This window comes from bacterium (assembly GCA_023145965.1).
Taxonomy (GTDB): Bacteria; UBP14; UBA6098; order UBA6098; family UBA6098; genus UBA6098.
Window position 1 is genome coordinate 1 of sequence record JAGLDC010000075.1, and the last position, 11,703, is coordinate 11,703.

Sequence of the window (11,703 nt, forward strand, 5' to 3'; positions counted from 1 at the left end):
CGTCCGCACGGATAATCTGCTCCGCAACCATATGCGTCGGGCGGTGCGGCAACGAATTTTCCCCCGCCAAAAAATCCTTCAATTTGACACAATACTCGCCATAATTCCCGTCGCTGAGATCGTATGGTTCACGCGTGTTTTGATATGCCATAATTTACTCCTTATTTTTTGATGAAATTGCTCAAACCCTTATCCCCCAGGGGTTCCGGAAAGTCGGGTGTAGTTTCCGGAAGGTCGATTACACTCTCCGGGAAGTCGATTTCGATTTCCAGAACTCCGACTGCGTCCTCCGGGACTCCGGTTGCACTTTCCGGCTAATCGACCGTGCCCTCCGGGAGTTCGATTGCACTTTCCGACAAATCGACCGTGCCCTCCGGCACTCCGATTGCGTTCTCCGGGAAGTCGATCACATCTCCCGGCACTCCGATTTCCCATTTCACTGCCCGTGACCAACCCTAAATCCAATCATTGTTCCTCCTTTTTTTAAATTTTATTTTTAAAACCGTAGGGGCGTCACATGTGATCGCAGGAAACCCCACAGACGATCCCTACGTTGCATTTGTTTCAGATAATGAACTTAGCAATTTTAAAGATTCGTAATAATCTTCTGCAAGTGCAGTAACCTTGAAATCTAATTCATTTCCAGTAATCTCTATTGCTTTTTCTTTTATATCAAGCAAATTTACATGGAAAAACTCTTTTCTCAATTTGACTTGATTCACTCTATAACGAGAAAATTCTCTATGAAGTTTTGTCTCCAAAGCGGGAGCATCCTCACTATAAATCATTGCGTGAACATCAAACGCAAACGGAACACTTGCTCCACCTAATTCTTTTACTCTATCTAATGGCTCTAATCGTCTTGTTAAACCGATTTTATAGACATCCTCTCCAAAAGAGCCAATATTACTGATTATATAAACGTGACCTCTTTTAGTTTGTTCTGCCATGCTTTTTGCTCGTTTTTCGTTTTCTTCGGCTTCTTGTAACTTTTTCTCTAGAAGAGCAACTTTTTCGATGAGTTTTTCCTTATCTTTGTCACTTGAAATTTCAAGCTCTTTTCTAGCTTCTTCAAGAGCATCCTTATACAGTTTTTCTTCTTTTTGAGCTTTAGCTAAAGCTCTTTCAAACTCTCGAATTGCTTTTTGTTCTTCTCGCATTTGTTCTTTAATTATTGCCTGCTCTTCTTTTTCGTGCGCATCTTTCAATTTATATTGATATTGTAATTCACATTCTTTAAATTTTAGTTCAACATATTCTTTCTTGAAACCGCATTTTAATGAAATTGATAATTTTTCAATAGTGGCAGCTAATTTATCAATTCTTTCAAGAATTTTTGCATAATTACTCGTTCTCACTTTTGACATTAAATCATCACACTCAACATTAAAAGCTTTCAACATTAATTGTGATTGAGCATTTAGTATTCTATTTGTATAAGTATTATTGGATGTTAAAGCTATTGTCTCCGGGATATAGATTGCATTTTTATCAGTAATTAATGCTTTTTGATTTTCTCGAATTATCTTAATTTCTTCTTTGAATCTTTCACTTGTTTCAAATAAATATTCAGGCTCATCTACAAATCCGACATTTATTAAATCCAGAACAGGTTGAAAAATTGATACGTCATCTTTTAAGCTTAAAAGATTGTCTGATAATTCTGATTTTGAAGTCTTTAACAATTCAATTTCTTCAGAAAGTTTTTTAAGTTTCTTCATTGATTCTTCAACATTTTCTTTTAATAATTCCTCATTCTTCTCAAGATCTAAAAGATGATTCAACTCTTTATTTTGTTTTTCTAACTTATCTGTAATTTCAGACAGGATTGTTCTTTTTTCCTTAATATCATTTGATAAGTTTGATAACTCTTTGGTTAAAGTTTTACCCTCTTTTTTCTTTAATTTTAATTGGATGAATAAGTAAATTGTAAAAACAAAAAATACAATTGATAGAGCTAAGAATATAATTGTTGAAGTTGTTAATTCCATTATTTCCTCCGTTTACATTCTATTTAAGAATTCTAAGCGAATGTTTCGTCTTTCATTAACTCGAATTTCAAAATCTTTTTTTTCGTTTTCAAGGTCTTTTTTTAGTTTTTCTTTGTTAGCTCTAAGTTGTTCTTTTTCAAATTGTTTTTGTAATTTAAGTTCTTCCTTTTCTTGCCTAATTCTCTCACGTTCAAGTTGCTTTAATCGTCTAATTCGTTCTCGCTCTTTTCTTTCTTGTTCTTTTGCAGCTCTTTTCATTTCTCGAATTGCTAGGTTAACTAATTTTGTTCCTGTTCCCAAATTAACCTCCAAATAATTTATGTTTAATTTTCTCGCACCACACCCCCGCATGGTGCGCGTCTTCCCTGACGCCTTGCGTCGGTACGGTTTCGGTAATTGTTGTTTGGGTGTTGTATGGGTTTGCCGATGGCAAACCCGGGTTGTTTTTGTAAAACGGGCAGGTCTCAGACCTGCCCCTACTCTGGATTCCAGATCGGAGTCGGGAATGACAGGGGTCGGTGCGTGCGGCGTATTTCGGTTTCCGGTCAAGCATTTTATAATCTATTTTCAATATAACATGCCATTTGAAAATGCACAATAGAAAAATGATAATAATGAAAAAAATTCGTAATCCGGTTGGACGGTTTTATTCGTGGGCATTGCCTATGTTTTCGCACGGGAAGAAACCCAGTTCGCGAAGCGCTTCACCGGCGAGATACAGGCTTCCGGCGACGACGATCGGCACGTTCGATTTCGTGTCGTCGCCGCCCGGCGGGTCAAGGAAAATAACCTTCGCAAATTCTCCGCCCAATACCACGCCTTTTAATATAGAATATTATGGATTATTCGTATCTAAGGGCATCGACAACTTTGAGTTTGCTCGCTCGATAGGCGGGAATTATCCCAAAAACGACGCCTACAAAAAAGGAGAAGACCAACCCCATTACGATCAAAGAGGGCGGGACTATTATATCCAGGGGGATTTTCTGGCCATCTTCACCCGGGATCATTATTGTGCCGGTCAAAGCGGCGAATCCGGCAATAATACCCATACCGATAACACCGCCGATTGAAGAGAGAAATATCGCCTCGATAGCGAATTGAATTAGAATCTGTTTTGCCGACGCGCCGCATGACTTCCTGATGCCAATCTCGCGGGTTCTCTCCTGAACAGCTACGAACATGACATTCATGATTCCGATTCCCGCCACAATAAGGCTCACGGCTGCAATCAGAATAACCACGAAGGCTGCCGCTCCGGTAATTTTACCAAAAAGCTCCTCCATCATCTCGGAAGTTATAATCGAGAAGTTGTTGTTCTGTTCGGGCTTTAAAGCGCGAAGTCTTCGCATTGTTGTGATGGCTTCGTCCTCGGCATTGCCCATCATATCGGGATATGCCTCGATATTGATTGTCATCCTCCATTCGAGCCATCGCCATTGCTTGATTGCCGCAGTTATCGGAATAATGGCTATCCTATCGGGATTGGCACCGAGTGCCGCCCCAACTTCTTTAAGCACTCCGACAACCTTGCATGGCAATGGCCCTACACGAAGATCCTTACCTATTGGATCGGAGCCCTCGAAGAATTCCCGTGCAATTTCCTGACCGATAACACAAACATAACGCCGCCGAAGAATATCGTCTGGAGTGAGGAAACGCCCCTCCTCTAATTCGTAAATTCCGCCCTGCAAGAAGTCCTCATTAGTCGAGATAATATCATATTCCTCTTCCGATTTACTTTTGCCGTGCCGAAAATATTGATCGAAATTCGCAACCGGTGCGACCGATCGTATCGAAGGATTATTCCTCAATTCATCAATATAATCCATATCGAGGCGCGGGCGTTTCCACAGATCGAAAAGGGCTTGCCTATTGCCGGAAGACCAATTCATCGCCATCTCGATTTGGTTCATTCTTTCGACAGTAAAAGTGTTTGCGCCCATCTGAGATGCCTGAGAAGAAAGAGCATTTTTCATGCTCGCCGCAAGGGAACTCATTCCGATTACGGCTACCACGCCTATAACAACACCTAGTATCGAGAGAAAACCTCGCAACCTATTGTGGTTAATCCCTCTAAACGCGATTCCTATTGAGCTAAGAAAACTCATCAACCAAACCTCAGCGCTTCCACCGGCGGTTTACGCGCGGCTTTAATTGCAGGATAAATACCGAAGAACACACCGGTTGCGCTCGTGAACGCGAATCCCAAACCAGCGGCAAATCCAGATACAACAAATACCAGCGGCGAAATCAATGATATGATACCGGCAAATATTATACCAACCAACGCGCCGATAATCCCCCCAAGCCAACAAACCAGCAGAGCTTCGAGTAAGAATTGCATTAAAATGTATGAGCGTTTCGCACCGAGAGCTTTTCGGATGCCGATCTCCCGAGTTCTTTCCGTCACAGAAATGAGCATAATGTTCATAATGCCTACGCCGCCGACAAGCAGCGATAGGGCGGCAATTCCTACTAATATTGCCCACAAAATTCTCGTCGTTTTTCTAAATTGATTTAACAGATAATCTTGTTTATTGATTCCAAAATTATCGTCTTCGCCCGGGCGAATCCCTCGGGCAGCTCGAAGCATCATCCGGCATTCATCTTCGGTTTCTTCGACGAGTTCGTCGGAGGGAGCACTGACCATAATCTCGACACCCCACCATCTGCCGAACATCCTATCTGAAGCAGCCAGTGGAATGAAAACTTTATTATCCGACGCCAACCCGCTCATATTCGTCATCATATTGCCTTGCTTTTCAATTACCCCGACAACCCTGAACGGTAGGTTTTCAATATCGACATATTCGTTGACTGGTTCTTCGCCCTCCTCGAATAAATTCTTATAAACCTCCGCGCCTAGAACGCAAACATGACGGCCCCTCTCGGCTTCGAGGGCAGTGAAAAACCTCCCTTTTCCGAGAGGAATTTTCCTAACTAAATGATAATCTTGAGTCGTCCCAACGATTTGAAGCCCGGATGCTTCCTTGCCACCTCGCGAGAGCCCTCCCCACGTCTCTCTTGTTGGAACGATATATTCCGCCAAATCCACGCGATGAAGTGCATCTATCTCTTTCTCGCCAATCCTAGGGGCTCGCCAATGGTGTTCCCCCCCCCATTGGTTTTTACTGATATATAATACACGCGTACCCATACGCGAAAACTCACGAGTAACCATGCCGTCAAGACCTGCCATGATCGAAACAATAGCAATTATCGTCCCGACGCCGACTGCAATGCTAAGCATAGTTAGCATTGTTCGAAGTAATCTCCCTCTAAGAGAAATCATGGCTGCTCTGAGGCTTTCGATAATTAAATACATTATGCCTTGTGCTTATTGGTATCCGAGGCTATTAGACCATCTAGAATTTGCACAGTTCTGTTTGCGTGTTCTGCAATAAATGACTCATGAGTAACCAGTATTATTGTGTTGCCTTTCTCGTAGAGTTTATCGAGAAGGACCATTATATCCTCGCCTGTTTTGCTATCTAGGTTTCCCGTAGGCTCGTCCGCCAAAATAATATCCGGCGCGGTCACGAGCGCTCTGGCAATGGCTACTCTCTGTCTTTGTCCGCCCGATAGTTCGTTTGGTTTATGCGACATTCTATCGCCCAATCCAACCATATCAAGGGCGTGCCTCGCCCTCTTGTGTCTTTCTTTTCGTTGAACGCCGGAATATACTAAAGGTAATTCGACATTCCCGAGCGCCGAAGTTCGGGATAGCAGATTAAATGTCTGAAATATAAATCCTACTCTCTTATTCCGCATATTCGCGAGTTGCGAGTCGCTGAATTCGGTGACATCCGTTCCGCCAATCAAATATTTTCCCTCCGATGGAAGGTCCAGCATCCCGAGGATGTTAAGAATCGTAGATTTTCCGCTTCCAGATGGCCCCATTACAGCCACATATTCCGATTGATCGATCTTTAGATCGACTCCGCGAAGGGCATGAACTTGTGTTTTGCCCATGTTATAGACCTTTTTTACTCCCTGAAGCTCAATCAAACTTGACATTCCAACTGCCTTTTCCTTTTTCTCCACCGATCTCACGAACTTTATCGCCATCTTTTAATTCTCTGAGGGCTTTATACCGACCAATAACTACTTTTTCGTCACCTTCGAGCCCCTCTGTGATCTCGATATATCTATCGTCCGCTATAGCTGTTTTGACTATCTTCTGCTTCGCGACGCCCTTTTCCACAACGAAAACTGCTTCTCTACTTTTATTAAATTCACCCATTCCTTTTTGATCCGATTCGGCCTTGGTTCTATCATTGTTAATCCCTTTTGAGTCATCTGATTGGATTTCTCTTGCCGCGACAACGGCCTGAATAGGCACAGCGATAACGCTATCGGCCCTCGCGACTTCAATCTCTGCGGAACAACTCATCCCCGGACGGATTTTATCGAGTCCGTTTTCGACTGCTACTTTAACCACGAAATTCGCTACCGTTTCCTGTCCGCCAATGTTCTGTAAATTCGCCCTGTTGGCTATTTTGGCAACAACACCCGTGAGGAAGGTATCCGGGAAAGCATCGACTTCGACTCTGGCCGTTTGACCAATTTCAAGATCGACGACGTCGGCCTCATCAACGCTAACAACCGCCTCCATTGCGTCGAGCTGCGCGATTGTCATTATCGAACTGCCCGGAACATTTGTAGTCCCGGTAATAACATTTTCGCCGGCTTCGGCATAAAGCTCGACTACGACACCGGATACCGGCGCTAATACTATAGTCTGATCGAGATTATCCTGGGCCTCGTCGAGCATGGCCTTCGCTCGTTCGACTCCATCCCGCGTCGATCCGAGTTCCGCCTCCAAGAGTTTAACCTGAGTTTCCGCTCTCGCTAAAGCATCCTCGGACACAAGCCCTTTATCGGACATCGATCTAGTTTTCCGTAGGGTTTCTTTGGATTGATTAAGATTAACCTGAACCCTTTCGACCTGCGCGCGCGCACTACTCAATGAAGCTTTTGCCGAATTAAACGATGCAATATATCTATTTCGCTCCAATCTAACCAAAGTGTCGCCCATAATTACAGTATCGCCTTCATCGACATAGATTTTCTTGATTTCTCCGATAACCTTGGTCGAAATATCGATTTCGACTTCTGGACTCAATCGGCCGAAAGCTGTCACAACTTGAGCAATATTTCTTCGAATTGCCATTTCGGTTTGGACTTCGATCCCGGTACTGGAGCGTTTTTTAATTGCAATCCCAATAAATGCAACAATAGCAATCAAAACTACTAGAACAATTATTATTATAAAGGCCTTTTTCACAGCCCCTCCTCTATTTTCAATTTTCGATATCGCCGGTTAATCTAACAAGTTCTGCAACCGCCATATTATAATCGTATTTTGCGCTAATAGCTTCTGTTTCGGCCTCCTGAAGAGATAGCTCCGCTTGTAGTAATTCAAGAAGAGTGCAATCTCCTAGCTTATATTTTTCGTTGAATAATTCTTGGTTGAGGCTTGTATCATCGAGCCTGGCACCAGCGAGGGTTATTCGCGCACTCGCTTCCTGCGTTTGCCTATAGGCATCCCTAACCGAGGCCTCGACAGAACGCTTTGCAATCGCCAGGTTTGTTTCAGAATCCCTAAGTAAGCTATTTGAAGTTTTTATATTCGTAATTCTAGAAGTTCCCGAAAAGATAGTCCAATTTGCAGACACACCAAAGTTCCAAGTAGCTTCATCATCGAACTGCGGTAGATCTTCGGACATTTCCGAACCACTCCAATTATATGAGTATGAGGCATTTACACCTGGAACATAATAAGACCAACTCGATGCTTTTGATAATTTCGCTTGTTTTAAGGCAATTTCGCCTTGTTTAATCTGAGGATTATAATCCAAGGCGATAGCTATAAGTTGATCTAGCGGTTTTGGTTGTACCATTTGTAACTCTTCGTCTATAAGCTCCACCTCACTGTCCAATGGATATGCGAGTAAAATCGCTATCGATTCTATAGCCTTTTCAAGAGCATTTTTTGCTTGAATATGGGCAAGTTGGTTTTGGGCGTAGCTAACTTTTATCTGTGTAACCTCGGTTGGATCGGCCAATCCCAATTTATCGCGTTCGTTCACAAGGTTCATTTGGTCGCCGATTCTTTCGAGGGCCTTTTCCGCGTTCTCCGATGATCGCTTCGCACTAACCACCGAGAAAAATGCATTTTTAACATTAAAAATAAGACTAGCTTCGTTATCCCACAAATCCATGCTACATATATCTCTTGAAAAAGCCGAAGATTTTGCGGCAAGTATGTTCCTTCCACCAGAGAAAAGCGTTTGATTGGCTGACAATCCTGCGCTGTAGTGATCTTTGCTGATTATTAAGCCGCTTTCCGAATAGGAAAACCCCTCTTGCTCGCTTCTAGACCATGAAAATCTAGCTGAAACGTTTGGCATGAATTCCGATAGGTCATTTAAATGCGATAGACGCGATCTAATTAGGCTTTCGCGTCTTAAAGATATACTATTATTGTATTCGAGCGCGTGTTCAATACATTGATCGAGAGTCATTTTTGATTTATAAGACGTGGGAGCAATCACCTTTTCTTGGGCGAATACTAAACTCCCTATTAGAAGAATAATTAAAAATATCCATTGCTTCATTACATTCCTCCACTGTATTATGACCATATGGTCATAACTAAATATTATAGCTTAATTATTAAAAGTCAAGGTCATTATTCTTATATTATACACGCGATTTCAGCGCATATTCAATAAAAAAAACCTCTTTAGAGGTTTTTTTTATTGAATATCATGCCTAGCTTATTTTAATTCAAACCTTAGCGGTATCTGATATCTGACCTTGACCGGTTTATCGCGTTGTTTAGCTGGAGTAAATACCCATTGCCGTGCTGCTTTTAAAGCAGCTTCTTCAAAGAAACCCTCGGGCCGCGCTTGGATAACTTCTGCATATTCGACCTTACCATCAAGCCCAATAACTACCTGCACAAGAACAACACCCTCAACTTGCGCCTTTTCGGCTAACTGAGGATACTCGGGTTTAACCTCTTTGACCGGTTTAGGAGGTGCTTCCAAAGCAAAAAAGTCGACAATCTCGTCCTCCACCGGAGGGGGAGGAATAAATGTATCTATATTCAAGTCAGTTTCTCCTATAGTAACAGTATCTAGGATTTCTTCTTCGCTAGCAATGACTTCAGCGATTTTGGGTTTCGGAGGTTCTTCCTTCTTTATCTGTTGTTTGGTCTGTTCTATTTCTTCTATCTGAATAACTTGTTGATATTCTGGCCCTTTCATTGTGCGAATTTCTGATGTAATAAATGTAAGAGCAACTAATAGAATAGCAGCCAGGGCAATAATAACGCCTTTTCTGAGATTAAGACCCCATTGAGATGGCAAATCGGCTTTTGGATCCCTATATCTCATGTCTTAACCTTCCGAAAGGGTTGCGAAGTTAATTCTCAATGCATTCGCCTCTTTGAGTTCTTCCATCAATATAGCAACATTTCCATATTTAGATTTCTCATCAGCGCGAATTGAGACAATAAGAGCGGGATTCTGGAACATCTTGTCTCTCATTATTGGCCGAACCTCGCCCATGGAGATTATCATATCGTCAATATTAAGACGGTTTTCGCGATCTACCCAGATATAGCTTATTTCTCTCTTTGCTTCAATTTTCTGTGTTGCTTTTGCAGTCGGAAGCTGGACTTTTAGGCCTTGATACTCCTTAAAGACGGTAACCGTCATAAAAAAGATTAAAAGCAAGAAAACGATATCTGCTATAGAAGAGCTAGGTATCTCGCTCGAAAGTTTAGATTTTTGTTTAAATCCAACTGCCAATTTAGCCTCCAAAGGGAATTCCTATATTCCCATATAAATTATATAGATTTTCGCAGCAATAATCCATTTTGGATTAAAAACGTGGGGCCGCAATCGATATTTTTTTTGCTCCAGCAATTTTTATTTCGTCGAGAACATCTATCATGTTTCTGTATTCAGCATCTGGATGAGCAAGAAGACTAACGATAATCTCTTCGTCTTCCCCCTTTTCCCTTTTATACTCTTTTCTCAACTGCTCAACTTTAACCCTAACATCCTGAAGCTCGGTTTCTTCGCCACCAACAAGAATTGCTCCTTCTTGGTTTACAAAAACATTAAGAACGTTCTTTTTGAATACCTCAACCTGTTCTCCAGGAGGGGGTAAGGTTAAGCCCACCCCCTTCGCGGGGTTCATGCTGGTAGTCACGAGAAAGAAAATAAGAAGCAGAAAAACAATATCCGCCAAACTAGCTGTCGGTATTTCGGCCCCTGCCCTAGCGTGCTTTTTAAGCTTCATTTAAAAAGCCCCTATTGTGCAATAAGATTATTATCGATAAGGAATTCGACTAGTTTATTGGAATAGTCTTCCATATCGACGACCATTCTATCAACTTTATTAACGAAGAAGTTGAAGAATATCTGCATCGGAATTGCAATAGCCAAACCTGAGAAGGTCGTTAATAGAGCTGTCGAAATACCCCCAGCGACCTCAGAGGGAACTATATCATTCGATTTGGCGATAGTATCGAAGGCAACGATCATGCCTTGGACTGTTCCCAAAAAGCCCAGCATAGGAGCAACGCTTATGATTGTGGAAAGCCAAATCATACCTCTTTCAAGGTATCCTAATTGAACAGCAGCTTCGTTCTCAATGGCTCTTTCAACATAATTAAGACCTCTATCAGCTCTTTCTAAACCGGCATGAAATAAAGCTGACATTGGGCCGCGTGTCTTTTCACACAAAGCTATGCTTTTTTTAATACCACTGGTTTCGAGTGTCTTTGTAATGTTGTTGTAGAATCTTTTACTGTTAATGCTGGCACGCATCAGGAGCCAGAGTTTGACGATGGTAAAAGCGATTCCAATGATGAAAAGCCCCAGAAGGGGATACATGAGAAATCCGCCCTTATTAAAGTATTCAACCATCGGCTATGCTCCTTTCTGAACTCGTTATCAGAGTGTTAATATTTATCGATTTTGATTTAGGAATATAAACAGGGCGAATGCTTAAGTCAAATAAAAAAACCACAAAATTTTATCGGGTTTCCAAACTTGTTGCGGATTGAACAGGCTCCTTTTAAAACTTTATCGTCATAAATTAAAGCATCGCAACATTTGCTATTCTTAATAAGTATTGATATTACTATATTTGATACTATAATTTTAGTATCTAGGAAGTAATATGAAAAAACGGTTTCTTTTAATTTTATTTATTCTTGTCTTAACAGCTTTTCCTCTTCTGGCTCAATCTTGCGGAGCGTCATCCTGCGGTGATGAAATTGCTGGATGTTTTGGTTGTTGCATATTGTTCGTATCATTTTTCGCTTGTGCTGCTTCATTCGCCCTATCTATTTGGGCTACAATATGGCTAACCAAAGACGCAAATAATCGTGGAATAGAAAACGCAGGTCTATTCACTATTCTAATGATATTAGGAATTATATTTCAGTTCTGGTGGATAGTGTGGTTAGTCTATATAATAGTCCGTCCAAAGGCCTATACCAAGAACTAAGCTAAATGCGAAATAACACTGCAGCAATTCGGTTGCCTTTTCTTTAAGCGAATTTATAAGATTATAAGATGTAATCCATGGAATAAAAAGCGAAGTTTTAATTTTTACTATAAAAAAAGGTAGCCTACAAAGCCACCTTTTTTACTTTCCTAAAAGAAAGCCTATTTCATAAATACCG

General features: G+C 41.6%; 13 protein-coding genes. 1 reads left to right on the plus strand and 12 read right to left on the minus strand.

Annotated elements, in window-relative coordinates:
* Positions 1 to 548: 548 nt before the first annotated feature.
* From KAH81_07230 to KAH81_07285, 12 genes are all read right to left on the minus strand, one after another.
* Complete coding sequence (locus tag KAH81_07230) at positions 549 to 1,991, minus strand: DUF4041 domain-containing protein (GenBank protein MCK5833445.1); 1,443 nt, start codon at positions 1,989 to 1,991, stop codon at positions 549 to 551.
* A 12-nt stretch (positions 1,992 to 2,003) separates the two neighbouring features.
* Positions 2,004 to 2,291 (minus strand): hypothetical protein, encoded by a 288-nt coding sequence (locus tag KAH81_07235; protein ID MCK5833446.1) that lies wholly within the window; start codon positions 2,289 to 2,291, stop codon positions 2,004 to 2,006.
* 346 nt (positions 2,292 to 2,637) lie between these two features.
* Complete coding sequence (locus tag KAH81_07240) at positions 2,638 to 2,802, minus strand: hypothetical protein (GenBank protein ID MCK5833447.1); 165 nt, start codon at positions 2,800 to 2,802, stop codon at positions 2,638 to 2,640.
* Positions 2,803 to 2,833: 31 nt separating this feature from the next.
* On the minus strand, positions 2,834 to 4,102 hold the full coding sequence (locus KAH81_07245; GenBank protein ID MCK5833448.1) for an ABC transporter permease: 1,269 nt from the start codon (positions 4,100 to 4,102) through the stop codon (positions 2,834 to 2,836).
* Complete coding sequence (locus KAH81_07250) at positions 4,102 to 5,253, minus strand: ABC transporter permease (protein ID MCK5833449.1); 1,152 nt, start codon at positions 5,251 to 5,253, stop codon at positions 4,102 to 4,104. Before KAH81_07250 ends, KAH81_07245 begins: the two co-directional genes overlap by 1 nt.
* A 65-nt stretch (positions 5,254 to 5,318) precedes the next feature.
* The gene (locus KAH81_07255) at positions 5,319 to 6,002 is read right to left on the minus strand and encodes an ABC transporter ATP-binding protein (protein ID MCK5833450.1); all 684 of its coding nucleotides are present in this window, start codon (positions 6,000 to 6,002) and stop codon (positions 5,319 to 5,321) included.
* Positions 5,995 to 7,281 (minus strand): efflux RND transporter periplasmic adaptor subunit, encoded by a 1,287-nt coding sequence (locus tag KAH81_07260; protein ID MCK5833451.1) that lies wholly within the window; start codon positions 7,279 to 7,281, stop codon positions 5,995 to 5,997. The genes KAH81_07255 and KAH81_07260 overlap by 8 nt, the downstream gene beginning before the upstream one ends.
* A 16-nt stretch (positions 7,282 to 7,297) precedes the next feature.
* The gene (locus KAH81_07265; protein ID MCK5833452.1) at positions 7,298 to 8,614 is read right to left on the minus strand and encodes a TolC family protein; all 1,317 of its coding nucleotides are present in this window, start codon (positions 8,612 to 8,614) and stop codon (positions 7,298 to 7,300) included.
* Positions 8,615 to 8,776: 162 nt separating this feature from the next.
* A complete protein-coding gene (locus tag KAH81_07270) occupies positions 8,777 to 9,397 on the minus strand; it encodes an energy transducer TonB (protein MCK5833453.1) in 621 nt (206 codons plus the stop codon).
* 3 nt (positions 9,398 to 9,400) lie between these two features.
* Positions 9,401 to 9,814: a biopolymer transporter ExbD gene (locus KAH81_07275; GenBank protein MCK5833454.1), complete on the minus strand. Its 414-nt coding sequence runs from the start codon at positions 9,812 to 9,814 to the stop codon at positions 9,401 to 9,403.
* Between the two features lie 73 nt (positions 9,815 to 9,887).
* Entirely contained in the window at positions 9,888 to 10,310 is a 423-nt protein-coding gene (locus tag KAH81_07280) for a biopolymer transporter ExbD (protein ID MCK5833455.1), read from the minus strand.
* Positions 10,311 to 10,321: 11 nt separating this feature from the next.
* Positions 10,322 to 10,939 (minus strand): MotA/TolQ/ExbB proton channel family protein, encoded by a 618-nt coding sequence (locus KAH81_07285; protein ID MCK5833456.1) that lies wholly within the window; start codon positions 10,937 to 10,939, stop codon positions 10,322 to 10,324.
* 256 nt (positions 10,940 to 11,195) lie between these two features.
* Here KAH81_07285 and KAH81_07290 point away from each other — a divergent pair, with 256 nt between their 5' ends.
* Positions 11,196 to 11,525, plus strand: coding sequence for a hypothetical protein (locus KAH81_07290; GenBank protein MCK5833457.1), 330 nt, complete (start codon positions 11,196 to 11,198; stop codon positions 11,523 to 11,525).
* The last annotated feature ends 178 nt before the right edge of the window (positions 11,526 to 11,703 follow it).

Excerpts from the sequence above, each read along its gene's own strand:
- KAH81_07230 (MCK5833445.1), bottom strand. The coding sequence starts at position 1,991 with ATGGAATTAACAACTTCAACAATTATATTCTTAGCTCTATCAATTGTA.
- KAH81_07245 (MCK5833448.1), bottom strand. The coding sequence starts at position 4,102 with ATGAGTTTTCTTAGCTCAATAGGAATCGCGTTTAGAGGGATTAACCAC.
- KAH81_07250 (MCK5833449.1), bottom strand. The coding sequence starts at position 5,253 with ATGCTAACTATGCTTAGCATTGCAGTCGGCGTCGGGACGATAATTGCT.
- KAH81_07265 (MCK5833452.1), bottom strand. The coding sequence starts at position 8,614 with ATGAAGCAATGGATATTTTTAATTATTCTTCTAATAGGGAGTTTAGTA.
- KAH81_07270 (MCK5833453.1), bottom strand. The coding sequence starts at position 9,397 with ATGAGATATAGGGATCCAAAAGCCGATTTGCCATCTCAATGGGGTCTT.
- KAH81_07280 (MCK5833455.1), bottom strand. The coding sequence starts at position 10,310 with ATGAAGCTTAAAAAGCACGCTAGGGCAGGGGCCGAAATACCGACAGCT.
- KAH81_07285 (MCK5833456.1), bottom strand. The coding sequence starts at position 10,939 with ATGGTTGAATACTTTAATAAGGGCGGATTTCTCATGTATCCCCTTCTG.
- KAH81_07290 (MCK5833457.1), top strand. The coding sequence starts at position 11,196 with ATGAAAAAACGGTTTCTTTTAATTTTATTTATTCTTGTCTTAACAGCT.